Raw genomic sequence first — 24,691 nt, 5'->3', positions numbered from 1 at the left:
ATTCGGCGGGCTCCGGTGGCGATGCTTTGATTATCCTATTTCGCCCCGATGAGAGGCCAGAAATGGCCCACCGGACCCTGGCCGCCGCCGATGGCGAGGCTGTGGTGCAGGGCGCGGGTGACGTAATTTTTTGCCAGACGGACGGCAGTGGGCAAAGGCTCCCCCAGGGCAAGCTGGGCTGCGATGGCAGCGGCGAGGGTGCAGCCGGTGCCGTGGGTGTGGGGTGTATCGACGGTCTCCGTCGCCAGCACAACTGTCTGTTTGCCGTCATAAAAGACATCGCTGCCGCGTCCCACTCCTAGGGCTCCGCCTTTGACAAGAACATAGCGCGCTCCGAGGGCTGCAATGCGCTGGGCAGCAGCGGCCATATCCTCGATCGTCTCGATGGTGAGACCGCTCAGGATCCGCGCCTCGTGCAGGTTGGGCGTGACGATGGTAGCGAGGGGCAAAAGGCTGTCGCGCAGGGCAGCTACTGCCTCATCGGCCAGTAGCCGGGCACCGGTGCGCGAGACCATCACCGGATCGACCACCAGATTTGGCAGCGGCAACTGGGCTGCCAGTTGAGCTACCCGGCGGATGATCGGCGCGTCAAAGAGCATCCCGGTCTTGACGCTATCGACGCCGATATCGCCCAGTACCGATTCGATCTGCAGGGCGACGAAATCGGCTTCGAGGGGCACCACTCCCTGCACTCCCAGGGTGTTCTGGGCGGTGACGCAGGTGAGGGCCGACATGCCGTGAACGCAGTGGAAGGCGAAGGTGCGCAGGTCCGCCTGGATGCCCGCCCCACCACCTGAATCGGAACCGGCGATCGTGAGGGCGCGGGGGATGCTCACGTCAAAAGCGTCGTGAGCACCGCCGTCAGGGTAGCCACCTTCTGCATCGCTTCGACGGTCATACCCATCAGCAACTCGCGGTCCGAGCGCGCCGCAATCGGCATCACGTCCTCGAGCTGATCGTGGAGGCTATCGATCTGCTGGCAGAGCGATTGCAGCGTCTGGATCACCTCGCGCTGCTCGGGCTGCTGCATACCTTTGAGGTGCTCGCGGATCTCCGCCAGGCTCATGTGCCGCCCCCGCAGATGCTTGATGAGCAACAGCCGATCGAGGGCGGCTGTCGAGTAGTAACGGTGCTGGTGGGCATCGTCGCGATCGAGTGGGTCGAGCAGCCCCTCGCGGGTGTAAAAGTCGATCGTGCGTGGATTGACCTTTGCCAGGTGCGCCAACTCCCCGATGCGGTAACCCTTCTTGCGAATGTCCATCGAACTCATCTTTCGTCGCTTCTTAACTCTACCGCTCCCCGTCCAGTATAAGTTTTTCGCAAACAACTAGCGCAACAAACAGTGCCATCGCCAATCGCACAACCTGTCGGCTTAATTGTCTTGAGTCTAGAAGGAGAAATTCTACGTTGAGCGCGCCTGCCCCATGTAAGATGAGGGAAGTGCGACGAACGACGGCAGACTTCTTTTCCAACCGATAGACACGATGAGCGAGCACCTGGCGCAGTTCATTCAGCAGTTTTTAGAGACGAGCGGCCCGCTGAGCTATCTGCTGATCGCAGGAATCATCTTCTTAGAAAACGCAGGTATTCCCCTGCCGGGCGAGACGACGCTCATCCTGGCGGGGGTGTTTGCTGCGAGTGGTTCGCTCTCCTTTCCGCTGGTGCTGCTCTCAGCCATCGGCGGCGCGGTGCTGGGCGACAACATGGGTTACTTTATCGGTCGGCGCTTTGGCCGCGATCTGGTGCTCAGGTTCGGTCGCCGCTTTGGCCTCACCCAAGAAAAATTTGACCGCGCCGAGGCAGCGTTCTTAAAAAACAGTGCCTGGGCGGTGTTTGTCGGTCGCTTCATCGTGCTGCTGCGCATCCTCGCCGGCCCCCTCGCCGGGATGACCCGGATGCCCTGGCCCAAGTTCGTCCTCTTCAACAGCCTGGGGGCGATTGCCTGGGCTTCGGCGATCGGCACCGCCGCCTATCTCTTCGGCAATGTCGTGCTCGAATACGTCGAAAAGCTCGGTATCTGGGGGCTCATCCTGCTGGTGGTGGCGATCGTGCTTTTTGGCACCGTCCGCCACTTTATGGACGAGCGCTCCGAGAAGCGCGCCGCTGCCAGAGCCAAGACCGAACAGACGACTGCCTCCAAATAAGACCCGCCCCGACGCTGCTGCCTCTGGATCTGACAACAACTGGACAGGATCGAGGTGGGGCGACTAGATCTTATAGAGTCAGCCCAATCTTTTTATAGAACCACACCCATAACATATGCCTTCCCGGTACATCTGCTTCGCGCAGTGCGTGCCCCTGTCCTCACTTATGATTACCCGTGGAAAATCTCTCTTTTGCCAACCTCTCCCTGGCGGCGCTCAAGCAGCTGCTGAGCCAGCGCCTGGAAGCAGGAGGACTGCTATCCCATAGCGACGACAATCTGCTCGAAGTCGTCGGTATCCTCGGTAGCTACGGCATCGTCCTCGATGGCTACTCGCGCAATTTGATATATATAGCCGAGCACCAGTTTCTGGTTTCGCTCTCGCCTTTTAAGTACTTCAACGGCAAAGTGACCTTCAAGAAGCTGGTCGATCACAGTCTGCACCACCGCCTGAATTATGAGTACGCCGAGTACTGTGCCCGCACCCTCTACTGGCACGGCAACCAGAAGCTCAACGATTACCTCCAGGGGCCAGAATTTGGCGGGCGGGCCGAGCGGGCAATTCGAGCAAAGTTCCACAACAACCCGGCTGCCCTGGCGCTGCACAAAGTGTTTCCGATTACTCTGCCAGAGCAGGTGCGCAAGTTGTGCTATTACCACATCCTCGGCCAGTTCTGGCGGGTGATGAGTTCGATATTTCTCTCGCTTGCCGAGCGCTACGACCAGGGCCAGATTCAGTCGATCCCCGATGTCGTCACCCACATCGCCAACGGTCTGGGCAAGGCGGCTGATCAGCCCCTCACCTATTCAGTGCCGATCGACGGTAAAACCTACGAGCTAATCCCGGCTGAGGCGGAGCTGCGCTGGGTGAGTGAAGCTGCCGTTCCCTACGTCGAGATCGTCTTTTTTCGGGCTATACCTTTCCGGGGCACCGTCTCCTATACCTCCGACGCCGCCCAGATTCCGGCGGAGCGCGACGCATTCAGCTACGGTGTGCTCTACGCCGATCCGCTCAGGGTGGGTGCTGCCGGTGTCACGCCGATGCTTTTGATGCAGGATCTCCACCGCTTCTTGCCGGACTTTCTCAGGCGGCACTACCGGGAGGATACCCGCAGCCGGGAGGCGATCAACATCGACATGAACAAGACTTTTCAAAAGTCGATGTTCTGCGTCACCAACGCCGCCGTTCTGGCTCTGGCACCCCTTTCTGCCGGTGGCCCAGAATCCGCCGAATTGCGCCGGGCCTACTTCGACACCTGGGCGCAGCGCATCGTCCCGACCAAACTCGCCGAAATCGAGCCATAAGAGCAGCCCGATAGGGTTGACTACCGGGCTACTCAGTTTAGAAGGAACGTTTCAGCTACTCTTCGTAGCTGTCAGCGCCCTCGTCCTCCTGGGGTTCGGGCTCTGGTTCAGGCTCAGGCTCAGACTCCTCCACAGGCGCTTCATCGCTGCTGTAGTCCCCAGACGGGGCAGAATCATCCGCAACAGCCGAGTCGTCGTATACGGCGGAATTATCGGCAACAGCCGAGTCGTCGTAGACACTCGAATCGTCGTCGCTGCTCGTAAAGCCCGAAACCGAATCGTCGTCAACTGTGGCATCGTCCGCAATGGCAGAGTCAGCGTAGATGCCGCCATCGCCATCAAAGTCGTCGGTGAAAGCACTCGCTCCACCGTCGCCAAGCGATTCGTCATCCAGCTCAGAACCAGCATCATCCCCAGGAAGGTACCCGGAATCTTCGCCCGCTCCGGCATCGTCGGCGAGGAAGCCCGTCTCGCCGTCCATGTCGCCCATCTCGGCGATAGTGCCCGGATCACCGATGTTGCTGTCGTCGTCTGCGGGATAATTGTCGGCTCCCGCCCCACTGTCGGCGTCCGATGGATCCATGCCCATCGCCTCGCGGGCGTCGTCGAGCATCGCATCGGCCCACTCCGAATCCGACATCAGACCGGCGGCCTGCATCTCGGTGTAGTTCTCAGGATCGACGCCGGCAGCGGCATCGTCCTGGCCATCGCCGTCGGTACTCTCATCGCCACCAAAGAGCGACGAGACATCGCCCAGCATATCGCCGGCAAAATCACCAATTGCCTGAGCGGCATCGGCGATGCCACCGTCGGCATCCCCTTCGCCGCTGCTGTCATCCCCGTTAAATAGCGATGAAGCGTCATCGCCGACGTTGCTAAAAAAGTCACCGATGCCGCTTGTGTCACTGCCATCGGCGTCAGCGTCGGCTGTGGTGTCGCCGTTGTCCTGGAATTCAGCCGCACCTTCGATACCGAGCGCCGTGTCGCCGTCCGTCGGTTGTGGGTCGGTCGAAGCGTTCTCATCGTCACCACCGAACAGCGAGGAGATGCTGTTGCCGATGTCGCTGAAGAAGCCACCGTCACCGTCGCTCTGCCCATCGTCTGTCGTCGGCTGTTGTTGCTGATCGTCGGAGCTACTGTCATCGCCGCCAAAGAGCGAGGAAACACCGTCGCCGATGCCGCCCAAGAAGCCGCCGACGCCATCCAGGAAGGAACCGCCGCCTGAGTCGTCGCTGGAGGCGTTGTTTTGCTGATTGGCCTCAGCCGCTCCCTGACTGGCCGCGTCGCCGATGTCGCTCGCGAAATCGCTGGCAGCCTCCTTCGCATCGTTGAACAGACCACCAAAGAAGTCCCCGGCTGAATTCAGGGCGTTCCCGGCAAAATCACCGACTGCATCGACGGCATTGCCGGCAAAGTCACCGACCGTATCGACAGCACCTTCTACCGCCTGCTCAGCATTCTGGAGGGTCTCCTCGGGGTGCTCGATGGCGTTGCCGACGAAATCGGTCGTCGCATTCCAGGCATCACCGGCAAAGTCAGCAACGGCTTCACCGGCATCGCCCAGGGCGTTGACCGTATTGTCAAAAGCTTCCTCGGGGTGTTCGATGACAAAGTTGGCTGTGTCACCGACCCAATCCGCTGCCTTGCCGACATTTTCCTCGGCGTTCTGCCAGCCTTCGCTGAGCGCCTCGCCAGCTTTGCCCAGGCCATCGCCGATGTCACTCAGCGCCTGTTCACCGCCGGAGAGTAGAGCGTCGCCCGCATCTCCCAGCGCGCCTGTGATGTCTTCGCCCACCTTGAGAGCACCCGAACCGAGATCGCCCAGACCCTCGCCGATCTGGCCCAGGTCCGCGTTCTGGATGCCGCTCCAGATCTCAGTTCCGCCCTTGGCAGCGTCGTGGACACCATCGACGGCGGCATCGTGGACACCGCCTGCAACATCCTTACCGGCCTCGACTGCTGCTGAGCCGACATCGACCGCGCCCTTGCCGATACCGACGGCAGTATCGCCGATCGCCTCACTTACCTTGCCACCGGAAAGAGCGTCAGCGCCCATGTAAGCGGCTGTGGCGGCAGCCGCTACCCAGCCGGGCGGGCCGCTCGCCCCTTCCGCTGCTAACAGTCCACCCTCAGCGGCCAGCACACCTCCAGCTTCGACCGCTTCCGGAATCGCTGCTTCGACCAGACCCGGCACAACTGCTTCAGCCAGGCCAGGAGCAGCGGCTTCCACCAGACCGGGCGCGGCAGCTTCGACCAGACCTGGTGCCACTGCATCCACAACGCCAGGAGCAGCAGCTTCGACCAGACCTGGCGCAACGGTGTCAACGGCAGCGGCCTCTGCCAGTCCCGGTGCAACAGCGTCAACGGCAGCAGTTTCTGCCAGCTCTGGTGCGACTGTCCTTGCAGTACTAGAAGCAACCGTCTCAGCCGTTTCGGAACTCGCCGTCTCAGTACCCGGAATCGCCGAATCGATAATGGACGCGGCCTCCTCGGTACTCTCTGCCACTTCTGGCGCAACTGCCTCGGGAACGACCGTCTCAGGAGCGGCTGCCTCGGATGGCACGAACTCGTTTACCGGCGGTTCTTCTGCTACCGGAGACGGTTCAGTAGGCGGCACCTCGGCTTCAGCGGTGATTGGCTCGACTTCCCCTTCTGGAACAGTCTGGGGCTCCTCACTGGTGATCGGCTGGGTTTCTTCGCTGGCAATTTGTTGGGGCTGTTCTTCCGTCAGCGGTTGCGGCTCTTCCTCTACAATCTGCTGCGCCTGTTCTTCGGTTAAAGGCTGGGTTTCCTCTTCGGCAATCTGCTGCGCCTGTTCTTCGGTTAAAGGTTGCGTTTCTTCCTCTGCAATTTGTTGCGCCTGCTCTTCGGTGAGAGGTTGAGTCTCTTCCTCGCCGGTAATTGTTTGACCTTCTTCCTCGGCAATTTGCTGAGCTTCTTCTTCAGCTAACTGTTGGGCTTCTTCTTCTGTTAGAGGCTGAGTCTCCTCTTCAGCAATTTGTTGCGCCTGCTCTTCTGTTAGAGGTTGCGTTTCTTCTTCAGCTAACTGTTGGGCTTCTTCTTCTGTCAGAGGTTGTGTCTCCTCTTCAGCGATTTGTTGCGCTTCCTGCTCATTCAGAGGTTGTGTCTCTTCCTCGGCAATTTGTTGCGCTTCTTCTTCCGCCGTTGCTTGATTGGCAGAAGCGTCTGGATCGGGATTGGCCGAAGCGTCCGGGTCAGGATTTGCAGAAGCATTCGGATCCGGATTTGCAGAAGCATTGGGATCTGGAGCTGAGGCGTTCGGATCCGGAACAGAGGCATTGGGATCAGTGCCGGATTGAATTGTTGTGTTCGATCCAGACTGAACGCTGGTGTTGGCACCAGATTGAACGCTCGTGTTCGCGCCGGATTGGACACTGGTGCTGGTGCCGCCTGGAGTGCTGGGAGTAGTTCCAGGGGCGCTCGTGCCGCCGGGTGGTGTCGTCGGTTTGCCGATAAAAGCCGTGCCGCGCTTGATGCCCTCGGCGGTCTGGCCAAGGGAGACGACATCGCCGAAAACGGCTGCTCCCTTGTCCTGGGTGGTGGCGTTGGGATCGAAGAGTTTGGCGGTGTTGGAAGCAATGCCAGCTAAGCCACCAAATAGATCGCTTGCAGCCCCGCCCAACAGTGGACTGGCTCCGAATTTCTCAAGCGCCTTGGTGGTACCGGCAGCAATGTCGAGACCGTCGGCGGCAATGCTTAGATCTCTTTTGGCTTCTGGTGATTTTTGATCGGTAATGTCGTTGAAAAGTCCGATACCACCACCAGCGGCTCTAAACAGACCAGCCGTTCCAGTCCAGGATTTGGTCTCCGAACCCGTCAGGGGGTTATATCCACCGAGATTGGCGATGTCGCTTGCCAGATTTGCCCCATCCTGACCAGCTTTGACATATTTGCCGCTCTCAAGATCATCGACGCCTTTGAAGATCTGCTGGACGCCATCGAGAGCAGCCGCTCCGCCTTTGATGCGGTTGGTCATGTTCTTGACCGTAGGACTACCGGCGGCGTTCGGCGTATCGAAATTTTCTTTTGTCACCCGGTCGGTGTTGGGAGTGGTACGGCCAGGAGAATAAAAATCCTGCTTGTTTGCCTCCAGCACGGCTGCGTCGGTCTTGATCCAGGAGTCCATCCCGACTGCCGCCGCCTTACCGGCTGTCGCAACATCCTTGGCCGTCGATTCCCACTCGCCGAAGGTTGTCTGATGCCCACCGCCTTGATGTGCGGGATTCGCAGGTGGGTTGCCAGGATTTGTAGCAGGCGTGCTCGTCGGCTGTGGAGCAGGAGTATTCGTCGCTGTCGGTGAAGGTGCAGGAGTATTCGTCGCTGTGGGCGAGGGAGTTGGCGTATTGGTGGGCGGTGCGGTCGGCGAGCCTGTTGGTTGTCCTGGTTGACCACTCATGATTGTCTTTCTCTCCGTCGTCAAATGGGTAGCCTGCGTTTACGCTGGACCAAAATAAACTGCGCTGCGTGGGAGCGGGTGCTCGAATTGGACAGGAATAATCAATCAGCTTTGGGAACGACTGCGCTGTGTAGGGAGCCTGGAGCACTCAGATAGCAGCGTCGCCTCGCCCCTTCTATGGATGGAGGATTGCCGGTGTAAAGGTAGAAGAAGTTTATTGAGGCAGGAATATCGAAGTCGGTATGGCAGGCGACTACTGACCTTTCAAAAAAGGCCGAACGAGAACACCGATTTGTTCTGCGTCCCGTTCGCCCGGTTCATTGGAACCTGCTCCCAGAGTGAACTGCCTGCCGCTGCGCAGCTTGATCGAGGGCGCGTAGTACTCGGAGCCTTCGCTGTTGGAGCGCTTGATTTCGTATCGTTCAATTTCATTTAATGGGAAAGACGAGCTAAACGGGATCGGCCCCAGTCCGCGCACATAGGTGAATCGGTTCGCGCGCCTGTCAAACGTCCAGCTTTGTTGGGGAAAAAGAAACCAGACAATCGCGCTGAAAGCGACAAAGACGAAGGCAGCGATTAGAAAGGCACCGATATTTCCCCGACGCAAGCCGGAGTACAGAACAAATAGAGGCAGGATGACACAGGCGATCGCCCAGACGATGCGCGAAAGGATCGGCGGACCCAGTTGTTTTTGATCGATGATGAGCTGGTCTGCAGCCTGCCGAACGATGTAAAGGCCGGTCTCCACAAAACCTCCCTCGCCGACGATTGGGCTTCTACTTCCTACCACGAAATGCGAGGGGCGGGGCCAGTTCTCCCTGTTATTCGGCAGGGGTGAGGACCGACTCGCTGCGGGCGAGAGGAGAATCCTTTTCAGAGGGCGGCACCACCTGCCAGAAGCGAGGCAGATAGCTTTCCCAATCTTCGAGAATCCGGCAGGCAAGGTCGCTGTCGGTCTTGCGGTAGTGCGCCTGGATGAGGCCGAGCAACTGGGCTTCGCCCGCGCCGCGCGGCACCCGCTGCACCACCTTGTCGTTGTCGAGGTTGACCAGGGGCCGGAAGTTTTCGTTTTCGTCGAGCACGTAGGCGATGCCGCCGGTCATGCCCGCCCCAAAGTTGCGGCCCACCGGCCCGAGCACCACCACCGTGCCGCCGGTCATGTACTCGCAGCCGTGATCGCCGCAGCCCTCGATGACGGCGGTAGCGAGCGAATTGCGCACAGCGAAGCGCTCGCCCGCCTGGCCGCTGGCAAACAAGGCTCCACCGGTCGCCCCGTAGAGGCAGGTGTTGCCGATGATCACGTTTTGGTGAGCCTTGTAGGGCGCACCGGCGAAGGGACGGATGTGGATCTCGCCGCCGTTCATCCCCTTGCCGACGTAGTCGTTCGCTTCGCCGATCAAGACCAGGGTCATCCCCTGCAGGTTGAAGGCTCCGAAGCTCTGGCCCGCCGAGCCGTTGAAGCTGAGGACCAGTTCACCGCCAAAGCCGGTGTCGCCGTGCAACCTGGCGATCGTGCCGCTGATGCGGCCTCCGACGCTGCGGTCGGTGTTGAGGATCGGTAGAACCCTGTGCAACTGGCCATGCTCTTTGATCGCTTTTTGGACTTCGGCGTCGCTCAAGATCAGATCGTCGAGCACCGGGCCGTTGTCGTGGGCGCACTCGCTGTGGTGGAGCCAGTCCCGCGCGGCGTCGGGCTGGACGGCGAGCAGACGGGTGAGATCGAGCCTGCCGGTCTTGGCTAAGGGTAGCTGCCGCTGCACCAGCAGATCGCCCCGGCCAATCACCTCCTCCAGGGTGCGAAAACCAAGGGCAGCGAGGAGCGAGCGCACCTCCTCGGCGACGAAGACGAAGAAGTTGACGACGTGCTCGGGCAGGCCGTCGAAGCGGCGGCGCAACTCGGGGTTCTGGGTGGCGACGCCCTTGGGGCAGGTGTTGAGATGGCAGACGCGGGCCATGATGCAGCCTTCGGCGATCATCGCGATCGAGCCGAAGCCGTACTCTTCGGCTCCGAGCATCGCCGCCTGCACCACCTCGTAGCCGGTGCGGATGCCGCCATCGACCCTGAGGACCACCCGATCGCGCAGCTGGTTGGTGAGCAGCACCTGGTGGACTTCGGCCAGACCCAGTTCCCAGGGCACACCGGCGTGTTTGATCGAGCTGAGGGGAGAAGCACCCGTACCGCCCTCGTGGCCTGAGATCTGGATCACATCGGCGTTGGCCTTGGCCACACCGGCGGCGATCGTGCCGATGCCGACCTCGGCCACCAGCTTGACTGAGACCTGGGCGGTGGGGTTGATCTGGTGCAGATCGAAGATCAACTGGGCCAGATCTTCGATCGAGTAGATGTCGTGGTGGGGCGGCGGCGAAATAAGAGGCACACCGGGCTTGGAGCGGCGCAACCCGGCGATGTAGCGATCGACTTTGTGGCCGGGTAGTTGGCCCCCTTCGCCAGGCTTGGCCCCCTGGGCGATCTTGATCTCAAGCTGCTGGGCGCTCACCAGGTACTCGGGGGTGACGCCGAAGCGGCCACTGGCCACCTGCTTGATGGCGGAACTGGCCCGATCGCCGTTGCGCAGTCCGAAAATCCCCGGCAAAGAAGGGGAAGTGCCGTTGGACTGTACGTCTTCGAGGGCTTTGAAGCGCACCGGATCCTCGCCCCCCTCGCCGGAGTTGGACTTGCCGCCGATGCGGTTCATGGCGATGGCCAGGACTTCGTGGGCCTCGCGGCCCAGGGCACCGAGGGACATGCCGCCGGTACAGAAGCGGCGCAGGATGTTTTCGATCGGTTCGACTTCGTCGATCGAAATCGCCGCCCGCCCGCTCCGAAAATCTAAGAGATCGCGCAGGGCCGCAGGCGGACGGGAGCGCACCTGCTCGACGTAGTCGCTATAGAGCCGTTCGCGCTCATCGCCGGCACTCTGGGGCAGCTTGATCGCAGCGTGCAGCGCCTTGACCATTTTGGGATTGTTGATATGAAACTCGCCCCCTGGCCGGTAGGTGATAAAGCCGTAGTTGGCGAGTTTCTGGGCCGACGCTTCGGGGTAGGCGGCAATGTGAAACTGCAGGACTTCGTGGGCGATCTCGCTAAAGTTGAGGCCACCGACGCGGGAGGTCGTACCGGTAAAGGCCCGCTCGATCACCGCCTCGCCGATGCCAATCGCCTCGAAGATCTGGGCCCCGGCGTAGCTACTCAAAAGCGAGATGCCCATCTTCGAGAGAATCTTGAGGAGCCCCGCCTCGACGGCCTGGATATAGTTCTGCTGCAGCTGCACAGCGCTCAGGTCTTCGATCTTGCCGTTGCGCACCAGCTCGCGGGTGGCAGGCGCGGCCCACCACTGGCGGATCGTCTCGTAGGCGAGGTAAGGACAGACCGCACTCGCCCCATAGCCGAACAGGCAGGCGAAGTGGTGGGTGCTCCAGCACTGGGCGGTCTCGACGACGATCGAGGCGCGCAGGCGGAGGCCCACCCGGATCAGGTGGTGGTGGATGGCACCGACGGCGAGCAACGGCGGCAACAGCGCCCGCCCAGCCCCGAGGCTGCGGTCTGTAAGCACCAGCACGCTCGCCCCGGCGCGCACGGCGGCTTCGGCCTCGGCGCACAGCGCCCCCAGACGCACTTCGAGCGCCTCCGGCCCCGCCTCGATATCGAACAACAGCTCCAGATCGACCGCTTGAAAGGGAGCTGACAGCGAGCGCAGCTCAGCGAGCTGGCTTTCGCCCAAAATCGGGCTTGCCAGCCGAATCAACCGGGCAAATTCAGGTTTTTCTTCAAGCCAGCTTCCCCGTGGCCCGAGGTACATCCCGAGCGACATCACCAGTCCCTCGCGGATCGGGTCGATGGCCGGGTTGGTCACCTGGGCAAAGCGCTGCTTGAAGTAGTCGTAGAGCAGCCGTTCTTTTTGGGAGAGCACCGCAAGCGGTGTGTCGTCGCCCATCGACATCAGGGGTTCTTTTGCTCCCTGGGCCATCGGCACGATGATCCGCTCGACATCTTCGAGGGTGTAGCCGGTGGCCCGCTGGCGCACCAGCAGGGTATGGGCCGACTGCTCGGGCGTGCCCGGATGGACGCTCTGGGCAAGGGTCCGCCGGTGCTGGGCCACCCACTCGCCGTAGGGCTGGCGGGCGCTCACCTGCTTTTTGATGTGCCAGTTTTTGAGAATCTCGCCCGTCGCCAGATCGACGGCGATCATCTGCCCCGGTCCGAGGCGGCCCTTCTCGACGATCCGCTCCAGGGGCAGATCGCTCACCCCCGCCTCCGAAGAGACGATCACCAAGCCGTCGTCTGTGATCGCGTAGCGGGCGGGCCGCAGGCCATTGCGATCAAGGGCGGCACCGACCTGGATTCCGTCGCTGAAGACGACCAGGGCCGGGCCGTCCCAGGCTTCCTGTAGCGAGCCGTGGTACTCGTAGAAGCCTATCACCTCGGGATGATCCGCCAGGGCGGGCTGGTTGCGAAACGCCTCGGGTACGAGCATCATCATGCTGTGCAGCGGGTCGCGGCCCGAGCGCACCAATAGTTCAAAGGCGTTGTCGAGGGAGGCAGAATCGGAGCCTTCCAGTTCGAGGACCGGCTTGAGTTGCTCGATGCGCTCGCCCCAGAGGGTGCTGTGCAATTCCGGTTCGCGGGCGGCAAGCCAGTTGCGGTTGCCCAGGACCGTGTTGATTTCGCCGTTGTGGCCCAGCAGCCTGAGCGGTTGGGCCAGGGGCCAGCGCGGAAACGTATTGGTCGAGAAGCGGCGGTGGTAGATGGCAAAGGCGCTCTCGAAGCGCACGTCGGTAAGATCGCTATAAAAGCGGCTGAGCACCTCCGAGCGCACCATGCCCTTGTAGACGATCGTGCGGCTTGAAAGCGAGGCGAAGTGGAACGTGCGCGCCACCTCCCAGGGCTGGGTGCGGTCGATCGTCGAGCGGATCGCCTTGCGGGCCAGGTAGAGCCGCCGCTCCAGTTCGTCGCCGTCGCCGGGAAGCGTGCTCTCTAAAATCACCTGAAAGATCGCAGGCCGGGTGCGCGCCGCCTGCGGCCCAAGACAGCCCGGCTCGATCGGCACAGGCCGCCAGCCGACCACGACAAAGCCTTCGCGCTCGAATGCCGCCTCGGCAATCGTCCGGCAGCTTTCGAGCGCCTCGCCCGCCTGGGGCAAAAAGAGCATTCCCACCGCCCGCTGTTCAGGAGCCGGCACAGCGATGCCCGACTGCTCGCACCAGTCTGCGAGAATCGCCCAGGGAATCGCGCACAGCAGGCCCGCCCCGTCCCCGGTGTCTTGATCCGCGCCGCAACCTCCCCGGTGCTCAAGACAACCGAGGGCCACCAGCGCCCGAGCGATCAGATCATGACTGGCCCGGCCCCGGCTGTCGGCCAGAAAACCAACGCCGCAGGCGTCGCGCTCGCGGCTGTACTCGTCTTCAAACTGATAGGGATAGGTCATCTTCTGCGCTCGATTTATTAATCGGATGAACCCAGGCTCACTGGGAGACAGGAAAACCAGCCCGGCATGTAACAGCGTGAACAGTTACGAACAAATCCGGTGAATCTGGAGGAATTACATTTTATGCACCTTTGGACCACTATTCAATCGAATAGCCGACCAGAGTTTCGGTTTTGTTTTTGACTGCTTGAATCGAGGGCCAGTCGCACCGGCGCAAAGCTGCGCCGATGGAAGGGAGTCACCCCCAGTTCTGCCAGCGCCTGCAGGTGGGCGGCGGTGCCGTAACCGACGTTGGCCTGCCAGCCATAGCCTGGAAAGCGCCGGTCCAGCCGGTGCATCCAGCGATCGCGGGTCACCTTCGCCACAATCGAGGCGGCGGCGATCGTGAGGCTGGTGCGGTCACCTTTGACCACCGCCGTCTGGGCACGACCCAGATCCCTTACCGGCAGGCCGTCCACCAGCAGGTGTTCTGCTCCTCCGAGGCGCTCAATCGCCCGCTCCATGGCGAGGGCAGTTGCCCGGCGAATGTTGAGCCGGTCGATCTCGATGACCGAGGCGCTGCCGACGGCAATCGCCACCGCCACCCGTTCGATGCGCTCTACAAGCCGCTCGCGCTGGGGGCGGCTGAGCAACTTGGAATCGCTCACCCCAGCCAGGGCAGCGGCCTCCAGATCCGGCGGCAGGATCACCGCTGCTGCCACCACACAACCGGCCAGTGCCCCGCGCCCCACCTCGTCGATGCCGGCGAGCCGGGCAACCCCCTGCTGCCAGAGGGGAGCCTCCAGCGCCAGGGTCGGCCTGCCGAGCGGGGGCATTATTCTTCGGGCGTAGCGGTCGTCACCGGTCCGCTCGCCGTCTCCGCTTTGCCCCGCGTCGGGCGGCGGCGACGGCGGCGGCGCGGGTCGTTCGCCTCGCCCTCGTCGTCGTCTTTTTCGGCGCTCGGAGGCCGCACCGAGAGGATCGAAGTGTTGCCCGAGGTAAGGGCGGGTCCGCGCAGCAACTCGGCGGGCAGGCCCATGTAGGCGAGCACCTCCTGCTCGGCGGGCGGCACGTGGTCGATGGGCATCTCCGGAGGCAACTCCTCGTGGCTCTCGCGACCGGCGGGAGATTCGATCGCAGGCTCGCTCTGGCTGCTCTCCTCGGCTTCGAGGACAGGGGGGTAGGAGCTACTGGAGGAGGGGGTGGTTTCGATTGCGCCGGTTGAAACCGGGGAGGCGGACTCATTTGCCTCCCCTGCCCCTCGAAAGTCATCGCCCCGGCCATTGCCGCTGCGCCCACGCCGTCGGCGGTTGCGTCCACCGCCGCCCGGCGACGGAGCCCCGTTGCCCGCTCCGCTCGGCGCTGCCGGCCTGCGATCGAGGATCGGACGACGGCGCTCGTTGCGAAAGACCGGGTGCGAGGTGAGATCGAGGTCGCCCCCTTCTTCTTCCTCGTACTCGGAGGCGGGAGGAGCGCTGAATTCTTCGCCCTCAAAACCGTCGAACTCCTCGCTGGGCGGGGCAAACGTCGGATACGGATCGCCGCCTGAGACTTGATCGTGGCGCATCCCCGGCAGGTGGGTGAGGATGCCCAGTCCTTCGCAGGTCGGGCAGGGCTTGCCAAAAATTTCGTAGATGCTCTGGCCCTGGCGCTTGCGGGTGATTTCGACGAGGCCCAGTTCGGTGAGCTGGGCGATCTGCGGGCGCGACTTGTCGGCTTTGAGCGCCTTGGAGAAGTGCTCGAGCACCTGCAATTGGTCGCGCCGGGCGTCCATGTCGATAAAGTCGATGACGATGATGCCGGCGATGTTGCGCAGCCTGAGCTGGCGGGCAATCTCGGTGGCCGCTTCGCAGTTGGTCCACAGCACCGTCTCCCGCGAGGTGGCCGAGCGGGTAAAAGAACCCGAGTTGACATCGATGACCGTGAGCGCCTCGGTCGGCTCGATAATCACGTACCCCCCCGAGGGCAGATCGACGCGGGGACGGAGCGCTTCGCGGATGGCGGCGTTGACCCGAAAATAATCGAGAATCGGCACCGACTCGCGGTGGTGCTCGATGTAGACGCCCTGGGGCATCCGCCCCCCGTTCCAGGTGAGCAGGTGCTGTTTGACGCGCTTGACGCCGGTGTGCGAATCGACGACGATGCGGTTGACCTGGGCGCTGTAGGCGTCGCGCAGCACGCGCTGGATAAAATCTTCGTCGCGGTTTAATAGCGCCGGTGCCCGCGTCTCGGTGGTCTGCTTCTGGATTTTTTCCCACTGCTTGAGCAGGTTCTCAAGATCTTCGAGGATGCCCTGCTCGTCGGTCCCGGCGGCCTCGGTGCGCACCAGCAGACCCATTCCTGCCGGTTTGATGAGCACCGCCAGCGCCCGGAGGCGGTTGCGCTCGTCGTCGTCGCGGATGCGCCGCGAGAGGTTGACGCCGCGTCCGAAGGGCATCAGCACCAGAAAGCGTCCCGGCAGGCTGACGTTGCCGGTGAGGCGGGGGCCTTTGTTGCCGGTCGGCTCCTTCATCACCTGCACCAGCACCTTCTGCTGGGGAGTGACCAGTTCACTGATCGAGGCGGAGGAGCGCCGCAGACGAATCTGACCGAGGTCGGTGACGTGAATAAAACCGTTGCGCTCCGGGTTGCCGATGTTGACGAAGGCAGCATCGATGCTGGGCAGGACGTTCTCGACAATGCCCAGGTAGATATCGCCAACTTGATGGTTGCCGGAGGCGACGATCAATTCCTGAATTTGATCTTCGGCAAAAACAGCCGCGAGGCGGTACTGTTCCGCGATAATGATTTGCTTGGGCATAGGACTCCTTGTATAGATGACGGGAACCCTCCGCGACCTTACCTTACAGGCAGCAGGCAATCGGGTCTTCCCGTGGACCGCTGGTGGCCTTACAGCAACGCGCACCGCCATTCAGAGCAGACGCAGCAACGCATTGCGCTCCGGAAGACGCTGTGGCGGCAGTGGATTGTGCAGAATGCAGTCGAAGCGCAAAAGATATTCAGCAGAATACCATCAGCAAGCCGGATATGATCTCCCTGGCTAGCATTCGACCACCGCGATTATATCGTCAAGATGGGCAAACCGTAAGGGCCGCGCCAAAAGATTCCCAGGCTGATTTTTTCTGTTCAAATGGTCGCTCATGTCTCCAGACCCACCCCCAGTCCAAAACTGGCTGCCGATTGGCAGGATCGTCGCCGCTCAGGGCCTGCGCGGCGAGGTGCGCGTCCAGCCGCTCACCGACTTTGGCGAGCGGCTGACCCGGTCCGGTCCCCGCCAGCTCCAACCGCCCGGTGCGCCTGCCCGCACTCTGGAGTTGCTCTCAGGCCGTCCGTTAGCGGGCAAAGGGCTCTTTGTCTGCCGCTTCGCCGGGGTTGCCGATCGCAGCGCGGCGGAGGCGCTGGTCGGAGCGACGCTGGCGGTGGCGGAGGCCGAGCGGCCCACCCTGGCGGCGGGTGAATTCTGGCTGCCGGACTTGATGAACGCTGTTGTCTATCGCAAGGATGACCCCCAGCCAATCGGCAAAGTCGAGGACATTCTGCGGGCCGGCAACGATCTGTTGGCGCTGCGGCTGGTCGATGGCAGGCGGGTGCTGGTGCCCTTTGTCGAAGCGCTGGTGCCCGAAGTCGATCTGGAGGCGGGCCGGATCGTCGTCGTGCCGATCGCGGGCCTGCTCGATCCGGAAAATGCCGAACGCGATCGACCGGACTTGGAAGGGGAGCAGCCGGAAGGTTAAGATGCCGGATCGAATAGATCGTCTCTACACGCCTGTGCCCCTCGCTGTCGGCGACCGCGTCCGGGTCGTCTCACTCAATCCCCGCTTTCACGGCAGTGCCCTCAAGGACCGGCGCGGCATCGTCACCGCCCGCTTCGAGCCTGCCGAGGGGCTGAAGTGGGCGACCCTCGAAGTAGACTTAGGCGATCAGTACCCGCGCCGCTATTTTCTGGAGCCGCACCTGCGGCGCGACACCAAAGGAGAATCCCCTTGATTACCCTCGCAGGCAAAAAAGCGCTCGTCCTGGGCATCGCCAACAACCGCTCGATCGCCTGGGCGATCGCCCAGGCATTTCACAGCGCCGGTGCGGAACTGGCGGTCAATTACCTGCCCGACGAGAAGGGGCGCTTCGAGGCGAAGGTGCGCGAACTCACCGCCCCGCTCGCCCCGGCCATCTTTGCCCCCTGCGACGTGCGCGACGACGCGCAGATAGCCCACCTCTTCGAGACGATTGCGAGCAAGTGGGGCCGCCTCGATATCCTGGTCCACTGCCTGGCCTTCGGCAACAAAGAAGACCTGCAGGGGCCGTTCACCCAGATTCGCCGCGACGGCTACAGCCTGGCGATGGAGGTGAGCGCCTTTTCACTCATCGCCCTGGCCAACCGGGCTGTTTCCCTGATGCCCGACGGCGGCAGCATTCTGACGCTCACCTACATCGGCTCGACGCGGGTGATGGAAGGCTACGGCGTCATGGGACCGGCAAAAGCGGCCCTCGAAGCCAATACCCGCTATCTGGCCGCCGAATTGGGCAAACAAAACGTGCGGGTGAACGCCGTCTCCGCCGGTCCCATCCGCACCCTGGCCGCCTCCGGGCTGGGCAACATTCACGAGGCCATCCACAAGACCGAGGCAGCCTCGGCGATCAAGCGGGCCGTCACCCAAGAAGAAGTGGCCAACACAGCGCTATTTCTTGCCAGCGATCTGGCCAGCGCCATCACCGGCCAGACGATCTACGTCGATTGCGGCTTCAGCATCATGGGGGGTTAAGCGGCGAGGTCGGAGCGTTTCTGGCGGCGCAGCAGCGCTCCTAAAAGGAGCGGCCCGAAAAAGGTGGTGAGAATCACCATGATCACGACGGCGGTGTGGTTGGCCCCACTGAGCACGCCAGTGGCGAGGCCGACGCTCGCGAAGACGAGGCCCACTTCGCCCCTGGGCACCATGCCCGCCCCGATCACCAGTTTGTCGGCTTTGACGCCGATGGCGGCCCAGCCGCAGACAAGTTTGCCTACGACCGCGAGGGCACTCAGGGCGAGAGCCAGAAGCAGCGCCTGTCGGTCAGCAAGCAGCGCCAGATTCACTCCGGCTCCGACCGTAATAAAAAAGATCGGCAAAAAAAAGTCGGTCACAGGCCGCAGTTGGGCCTCCAGGTCGTGACGCTTGTCGGTTTCACAGAGCACCAGCCCGGCGGCAAAGGCACCGATGATGGCGGCGGAACCCAGTTGCTCGGCCAGCCAGGCGAGGGCAAAGGCAAAGACGAGGGAGGCGGTCAGAAGTTCGCCCCGCGTGCGCAAACGGCGGACAATCGCCAGAAAAAAGGGCATAAACCGGTTGCCGATCACGATCGCCCCCACCAGGAACAGTAGCGAGGAGACGACGATCCGGGCCACCCCCGTCCATTCGAGGCTGCCCCCTGCGGCGATACTCGCCACCACCGAGAGGATGACCACCCCGAGGATGTCGTCGAGCACCGCCGCCCCGAGGATGATCTGGCCCTCGGTTCGCCGCAGGTAACCGAGTTCTGAGAGCACCCTGGCACTGATGCCGATGCTGGTCGCCGTCGAGGAGGCACCGACAAAGACGGCGACCAGTTCCGCTGCCCCGGTGGCCTTCATCACCCCGTAGCCCAGAACGAAGGGGACGACCATGCCGACGAGGGCCGTGGCCGTCGCCTGAACACCGAGCTTGAGTAGCCCACGCAATTCCGATTCGAGGCCGATTTCAAACAGCAGCAGGGTGACGCCCACCTGGGCGAGTAAAAGCAGCACCGGCTGGGCCGGATCGATGAGCTTGAGGCCCGAGACACCGACGGCAAGCCCTGCCACCAGCTCTCCCAGCACGGCGGGCTGCTTGAGGCGCAGCGCCAGCTCCCCGCCCAACTTGCTTGCGATATAGATAACAAGCAAACTGGCAAGGAGCTGTCCCAGGCTCAACAGTCCTGGCGGCAACACTCCCGGTGTCGAAGCAGCAAGAACAAACATGAATGCGATGCTCCGTCAGGTGAGATACTCCCAGCCTTGATCGGCCTGGCCCCAACCTTCTTTTGGGGGCGGGCTTCTCGGTTCACAGGCACTCTTTTGAGTATGCCTCTTCGAGCATAGACGCAACGCCCTGCCACCCTTTTACTGAGCAGCGATCCAGAAGACCCAGGCGAGTAAAAACTCGTTGGCCCACCGTGCTTCAAGCAGTGGGCAACAGCGACGACATTTGTTTTTCGACCGCTTTGGGATCGCTCAGCAACTGTTCCGCCAGTCGGCTCGCCTGCTCACCCGGATACACCTCAGAGATGCCTTCTTCGATAGCACGCAGTGTCAGGGCAGCCACCTCCGCCACAGAAACCTTCGGGTCCGGGTAGTCCTTGCTCATCGGTGTGTCGATGGTACCGGGCAGCACGGCAATCACTTGTGTTCCCTGGGCAGCAAGTTCTGCACGCAGGCTGCGCGTCAGGGCCAGAGCAGCAGCCTTGGAGGCCGAGTAGGTTCCGATGATAGGAGCAGTAACCAGAGCCAGGATCGACAGAACGTTCGCAAACGCACCGCCACTGTTGGCCTTGAGCACTGGCGCAAAAGCCCGCGATACCCACCAAGTACCGAAGTAATTGACCTCCATCTCCTGACGGGCTGCAGCAGTGTTGCCAGCGGTCACAAAACCGCCGTAATTGAGAGCAACCCCAGCGTTGTTGATCACCAGGGTGACATCCGTGGCCACAGCAGCAGCGGCTGCCACGGAGCGCTCGTCGGTAACGTCGAGGGCAATCGGAACCACCCGACCTGGCGCGCTAACCACTACAGAATCTGGCCTGCGAGCGGCAGCGTAGACCTTGGCCGCTCCCGCTGCCAGCAACGCTTCGATGTAAGCCTGACCGAGTCCTCCATTCGCTCCTGTCACAAGAGAAACTGCACCAGCGATCTTCACTGTTTTGCTCCCAAAATGTCTGTTTGGGTCCGGCAAGTGTACGCTCCGCCGAACAATTTCAACTTAAGCGTTTCTTTCTGTGCAAAAAAGTAGTCTTTCTGCACAGTACTATTGCAGAAACAGCAATAATAGAAAGTTTCGCCAATGGATCGCCTTACCAGCCTGCTTTTGTTTGTCCGAGCAGCCCAGCAGGGAAATTTCACTGCAGCGGCACGGCTGGCAGGAACCTCCCCCTCGTCGATCTCCCGCGCCGTGCGGCAGTTAGAAGAGCGCCTGGGAGTGCGCCTGCTCAACCGCACCACCCGCAGCATTGCCTTGACAGAAGAAGGACTTGTGTTTTTCGAGCGTTGCCGACAGATTTTAGGGGAGTTGGAAGAAGCGGAAACGGTCCTCAGTCAGGCCCACCTGGCACCGACAGGTACGTTAAAACTCAACTTCCCAGCAGCCTTTGGTCGAATGCACATCTCCCCAGCCCTGCCCCGGTTCATCGAGCGTTACCCACAATTGCAACTGGAGGTAGGTTTTGACGAGCGTCAAGTCAACTTGATCGAACAGGGCGTCGATGCCATCGTGCGCATCGGTCGCAGCCCCGACAGCAGCCTGCAGATGCGTCCCCTCGCGCGCGCGCGACTGATCACCTGTGCCGCGCCGGCCTATCTCGCCCGCACCAGAATTCCGCACAGCCCTGCGGAGCTGGAAGATTGTCACTGTCTCAATTTCGTGCTTCCCCAGATAGGCAGACCGCGCGAATGGCAATTCAGCAAAGAGGGTTCAACGGAGGTATTCACCCTTCCTGTACCGGGGCGGCTGAGCTTCGACGACCCCCAGGCTTTGCTGGCGGCTGCAGTGGCAGGCGGCGGGCTTATCCAGATGTATAACTTTCTTGTATGGCCGGCCATTGCCAGTGGCACACTCATCCCCGTGCTCGAACAGTTTGCTCCCCCCAGTGTCCCCATCTCGGTCCTCTATCCCCAAAAAAAGTTTCTACCTGCCAGGGTCGGAGCATTTTTGACATTTCTAGACGAACTTGTCGATGGGTTGCGCAAACAACACATTCTCGACTGAATCTTTGCCGTAAGACACTCCATGACCGCGCCGACGATCTGAGACTATTGGGTGGCGCTATCAATGCTGCGCCCCCGGCTACGTGTAGCCGGGGGCGCAGAGGCAGAGGATGAACTGTTGAGGAATATCAGTCCTCAGATAGCTCCAGTTCGCGGGGACCGCCGATGTTTTCGTAGGTGGGCCGGCTCGGGGTGCGCCGTCCGCCGACATCCGCCATCAGATCCACCTCGACGTCGCGGGAAGAGCCGTCGTGCTGGGTTTCGATCTTGTGGACCGACACGTCGAGGCCCAGCGACTGCAACTCGCGCACGAGCACCTTGAAGGACTCGGGGATGCCGGGCCGGGGAATGGCCTTGCCCTTGACGATCGCGTTGAGCGCTTCGTTGCGGCCAGTCATGTCGTCGGACTTGACGGTGAGCAACTCCTGGAGGGTGTAGGCCGCTCCGAAGGCTTCGAGCGCCCAGACTTCCATCTCGCCGAAGCGCTGACCGCCCTGCTGGGCCTTGCCGCCCAGGGGCTGCTGGGTGACGAGGGAGTAGGGACCGGTGGAGCGGGCGTGGATCTTGTCGTCTACGAGGTGGACCAGTTTCATCATGTAGATCTGGCCCACGGTCACAGGCCGGTCAAATGGCTCGCCGGTGCGGCCATCGAAGACCTGGATCTTGCCGATGTGCTTGCCGGTGTCGGTGTAGACCCAATCGTCGCCCGTCACCTCGCGCGCCTCCATCAACTTGTCGTTGACCAGAGCGCGGGAGGCTTCTTTGATGTACATTTCATCAAACGGCGTTACCTTGAAGCGCACGTTGAGGCAGGCACCGGCCCAGCCGAGCAAGGTCTCGAAGACCTGGCCGACGTTCATGCGCGAAGGCACACCGAGCGGATTGAGGACGATATCGACCGGGCGACCGTCGGGCAGGTAGGGCATGTCTTCTTTGGGGAGGATCTTGGAGATGATCCCCTTGTTGCCGTGGCGACCGGCCACCTTGTCGCCCACCTGCACCTTGCGCTTTTGAGCGAGATAGACGCGCACGACCATGTTGGCACCGGGCGGCAACTCGTCGCCCTGCTCGCGGGTAAAGACGCGCACATCGACCACCCGGCCCTTTTCGCCGTTGGGCACGCGCAGGGAGTTGTCGCGCACGTCGCGGGCCTTTTCACCGAAGATGGCGCGCAGGAGCTTCTCTTCCGGCGGCTGGTCCGATTCGCCCTTGGGGGTGACTTTGCCCACCAGAATGTCCCCCGCCTCCATCCAGGCACCGATGCGGACGATGCCGCGCTCGTCGAGGTTGCGCAGCGAGTCCTCGCCGACGTTTGGAATTTCGCGGGTGATCTCCTCGGGACCGAGCTTGGTCTGGCGCGCTTCGATCTCGAATTTTTCGACGTGGATCGAGGTGAAGACATCGTCGTAGACGAGGCGCTCGGAGACGAGGATGGCGTCCTCGTAGTTGTAGCCCTCCCAGGGCATGAAGGCGACGAGGATGTTTTGACCCAAAGCCAGCTCGCCCCCTTCGGTGGCCGAGCCGTCCGCCAGGATCTGACCGGTGCGGACGTGATCGCCGACGTTGACGATGGGCCGCTGGCTGAGGCAGGTGTCCTGGTTGGAGCGCTGGTACTTCTGGAGCGGATAGGCCGCCTCGTAGCCGTCTTCGCCGCGCACCCGGATCTGCTCGCCGGAGACGTAGGTAATTACCCCGTCGATGCTCGAAACGATCACCATGCCCGAGTCGCGGGCGGCCTGGCCTTCGAGGCCGGTGCCCACCAGGGGCCGCTCGGGCCTGAGCAACGGCACCGCCTGGCGCTGCATGTTGGCACCCATCAGGGCGCGGTTGGCGTCGTCGTGCTCCAGAAAAGGAATGAGCGAGGTGGCGACCGAGACGATCTGAATCGGCGAGACCGCGACGTAATCGACCTCGCCGGGAGCGGCCAGACCAAATTCCTGGCGGTAGCGGATCGTCACCGGGTTGGCGAGGATGTTGCCCTCTTCGTCAACGGCGACATCGCCCGCCGCCACCCGAAATTCGTCCTCCTCGTCGGCGGTCAGGTACTTGATTTCACCGGTCATCCGGCCATCTTTGACCACCCGGTAGGGCGTCTCGATAAAGCCGTAGGTGTTGACGCGGGCGTGGGTAGCCAGAGAGCCAATCAGTCCCGCGTTCGGACCTTCGGGCGTCTCGATCGGGCAGATGCGGCCATAGTGCGAGGGGTGAATGTCGCGGACTGCAAAGCCGGCGCGCTCGCGGGTGAGGCCGCCGGGACCGAGGGCCGAAAGCCGCCGCTTGTGGGTGAGTTCGGCCAGCGGGTTGGTCTGGTCCATAAACTGCGACAGCTGCGAGGAGCCGAAGAACTCTTTGATCGCCGCCACCAGCGGTTTGGGGTTGACCAGCGAAGCAGGAGTGAGGGTCTCGGCCTCGCTCACGGTCATCCGCTCGCGGATGATCCGCTCAAGGCGGTTGAGGCCGACGCGCACCTGATTTTGCAATAGCTCGCCCACCGAGCGCACCCGGCGGTTACCGAGGTGATCGATGTCGTCGGGGGAGCCAATATCAAATTCGAGGTTGATGAGATAGTCGATCGAAGCGAGGATGTCCTGGGGCGTCAGGATGCGGGTCGTCTCAGGAATGTTGAGCCGCAGCTTTTTGTTGAGCTTGTAGCGGCCCACCCGGCCCAGGTCGTAGCGCTTGGGATCAAAGAAGCGCGATTCGAGCAACTGCTGGCCGCCGGAAACTGTGGGCGGCTCACCGGGCCTTAGCTTGCGGTACAGCTCCAGCAGCGCCTCTTCTTCGGTGTAGTTGCCTTCTTTTTCGATCGTCTTTTGGAAGTACTCGGGGTGACGAAAAGAATCGAGAATCTCGTTGTCGGAGAGCCCCAAGGCTTTGAGGAGCACCACCGCCGAGAGCTTGCGGGTCTTGTCGATGCGCACCCAGACAAGGTCGTTGGCGTCGGTCTCGAACTTGAGCCAGGCTCCCCGGTTGGGGATGAGCGAGGCATTGAAAGTCTTGCGACCGTTGGTGTCGAGTTCTTGCTTGTAGTAGACGCCGGGGGAGCGGACGATCTGGTTGACGATCACCCGCTCGGCACCGTTGATGATGAACGTGCCCCGGTCGGTCATCAAGGGCAACTCGCCGATGAAGACCTGCTGCTCTTTGATTTCACCGGTTTCTTTGTTGACCAGGCGGGTCGATACATACATCTGAACCGAATAGGTCGAGTCGCGCCGCTTGGCCTCCTCCACCGAGTACTTGGGCTCCTTGAGCTTGTAGTCCTGCAAAAAGTGCAGCTCCATTTTGCCCGTGTAATCGGTAATCGGCGAAAAACTCAGCAGCTCCTCGATCAGTCCCTCTTCGAGAAACCAGCGAAAGCTCGCGCGCTGAATCTCGACGAGATCAGGAAGCAAATAATTCGGCGTCGTCAAAGAATTGCTCATGCGTACCTCAAACAGGGCGTAGGCATA

16 protein-coding genes are annotated in these 24,691 nt (G+C 61.9%); 6 read left to right on the top strand and 10 right to left on the bottom strand.

The genetic code is table 11. The annotated features are described in order from the left end of the window. Window positions 1–35: 35 nt before the first annotated feature. Window positions 36–836, bottom strand: coding sequence for a bifunctional hydroxymethylpyrimidine kinase/phosphomethylpyrimidine kinase (gene thiD / locus GKIL_RS00585; RefSeq protein WP_023171365.1), 801 nt, complete (start codon window positions 834–836; stop codon window positions 36–38). Further along, window positions 833–1,270 carry a MerR family transcriptional regulator gene (locus GKIL_RS00580; RefSeq protein WP_023171364.1) on the bottom strand — a complete coding sequence of 146 codons (438 nt, stop codon included), beginning with the start codon at window positions 1,268–1,270 and terminating at the stop codon, window positions 833–835. Before GKIL_RS00580 ends, thiD begins: the two co-directional genes overlap by 4 nt. A 214-nt stretch (window positions 1,271–1,484) precedes the next feature. Between GKIL_RS00580 and GKIL_RS00575 the strand changes: the two genes are divergently transcribed. After that, window positions 1,485–2,144, top strand: a complete 660-nt coding sequence (locus GKIL_RS00575) for a DedA family protein (RefSeq protein ID WP_023171363.1) — start codon at window positions 1,485–1,487, stop codon at window positions 2,142–2,144. Between the two features lie 176 nt (window positions 2,145–2,320). Then, window positions 2,321–3,448 (top strand): CO2 hydration protein, encoded by a 1,128-nt coding sequence (locus GKIL_RS00570; RefSeq protein ID WP_023171361.1) that lies wholly within the window; start codon window positions 2,321–2,323, stop codon window positions 3,446–3,448. A gap of 55 nt (window positions 3,449–3,503) precedes the next feature. Here GKIL_RS00570 and GKIL_RS00565 read toward each other — a convergent pair whose 3' ends face one another. The 5 genes from GKIL_RS00565 to GKIL_RS00545 form a co-directional block, all read right to left on the bottom strand. After that, on the bottom strand, window positions 3,504–7,865 hold the full coding sequence (locus GKIL_RS00565; protein WP_144080284.1) for a hypothetical protein: 4,362 nt from the start codon (window positions 7,863–7,865) through the stop codon (window positions 3,504–3,506). 253 nt (window positions 7,866–8,118) lie between these two features. Continuing rightward, on the bottom strand, window positions 8,119–8,613 hold the full coding sequence (locus GKIL_RS22035) for a hypothetical protein (RefSeq protein WP_023171359.1): 495 nt from the start codon (window positions 8,611–8,613) through the stop codon (window positions 8,119–8,121). 73 nt (window positions 8,614–8,686) lie between these two features. Continuing rightward, window positions 8,687–13,291: a glutamate synthase large subunit gene (gltB, locus tag GKIL_RS00555; protein WP_023171358.1), complete on the bottom strand. Its 4,605-nt coding sequence runs from the start codon at window positions 13,289–13,291 to the stop codon at window positions 8,687–8,689. Between the two features lie 143 nt (window positions 13,292–13,434). Further along, window positions 13,435–14,106 carry a ribonuclease HII gene (locus GKIL_RS00550; RefSeq protein ID WP_023171357.1) on the bottom strand — a complete coding sequence of 224 codons (672 nt, stop codon included), beginning with the start codon at window positions 14,104–14,106 and terminating at the stop codon, window positions 13,435–13,437. Next, entirely contained in the window at window positions 14,106–16,070 is a 1,965-nt protein-coding gene (locus GKIL_RS00545; protein ID WP_023171356.1) for an Rne/Rng family ribonuclease, read from the bottom strand. The genes GKIL_RS00550 and GKIL_RS00545 overlap by 1 nt, the downstream gene beginning before the upstream one ends. Window positions 16,071–16,410: 340 nt before the next feature. On the opposite strand from GKIL_RS00545, the gene rimM reads away from it, so the two are divergent. From rimM to fabI, 3 genes are read left to right on the top strand one after another with little or no spacing between them, the layout of a single operon-like run. Beyond that, the gene (gene rimM / locus GKIL_RS00540) at window positions 16,411–17,004 is read left to right on the top strand and encodes a ribosome maturation factor RimM (RefSeq protein WP_023171355.1); all 594 of its coding nucleotides are present in this window, start codon (window positions 16,411–16,413) and stop codon (window positions 17,002–17,004) included. A 1-nt stretch (window position 17,005) separates the two neighbouring features. After that, window positions 17,006–17,257 (top strand): hypothetical protein, encoded by a 252-nt coding sequence (locus tag GKIL_RS00535; protein ID WP_023171354.1) that lies wholly within the window; start codon window positions 17,006–17,008, stop codon window positions 17,255–17,257. Next, the gene (gene fabI, locus GKIL_RS00530; RefSeq protein WP_023171353.1) at window positions 17,254–18,030 is read left to right on the top strand and encodes an enoyl-ACP reductase FabI; all 777 of its coding nucleotides are present in this window, start codon (window positions 17,254–17,256) and stop codon (window positions 18,028–18,030) included. The genes GKIL_RS00535 and fabI overlap by 4 nt, the downstream gene beginning before the upstream one ends. On the opposite strand, the gene GKIL_RS00525 is transcribed toward fabI, so the two are convergent. Further along, a complete protein-coding gene (locus GKIL_RS00525; protein WP_023171352.1) occupies window positions 18,027–19,241 on the bottom strand; it encodes a cation:proton antiporter in 1,215 nt (404 codons plus the stop codon). The two genes, fabI and GKIL_RS00525, sit on opposite strands and share 4 nt — an antisense overlap. 199 nt (window positions 19,242–19,440) lie before the next feature. Continuing rightward, window positions 19,441–20,148 carry an SDR family NAD(P)-dependent oxidoreductase gene (locus GKIL_RS00520; RefSeq protein ID WP_223173796.1) on the bottom strand — a complete coding sequence of 236 codons (708 nt, stop codon included), beginning with the start codon at window positions 20,146–20,148 and terminating at the stop codon, window positions 19,441–19,443. A 171-nt stretch (window positions 20,149–20,319) separates the two neighbouring features. Between GKIL_RS00520 and GKIL_RS00515 the strand changes: the two genes are divergently transcribed. Then, the gene (locus GKIL_RS00515; protein ID WP_023171350.1) at window positions 20,320–21,240 is read left to right on the top strand and encodes a LysR family transcriptional regulator; all 921 of its coding nucleotides are present in this window, start codon (window positions 20,320–20,322) and stop codon (window positions 21,238–21,240) included. A gap of 127 nt (window positions 21,241–21,367) precedes the next feature. Here the strand turns inward: GKIL_RS00515 and rpoB are convergent, their stop codons facing one another. Then, window positions 21,368–24,664 carry a DNA-directed RNA polymerase subunit beta gene (rpoB, locus tag GKIL_RS00510; RefSeq protein ID WP_041243626.1) on the bottom strand — a complete coding sequence of 1,099 codons (3,297 nt, stop codon included), beginning with the start codon at window positions 24,662–24,664 and terminating at the stop codon, window positions 21,368–21,370. Between the last annotated feature and the right edge of the window lie 27 nt (window positions 24,665–24,691).

Source organism: Gloeobacter kilaueensis JS1, from assembly GCF_000484535.1.
GTDB lineage: Bacteria > Cyanobacteriota > Cyanobacteriia > Gloeobacterales > Gloeobacteraceae > Gloeobacter > Gloeobacter kilaueensis.
This window is presented reverse-complemented; position numbering and strand designations above follow the sequence as displayed.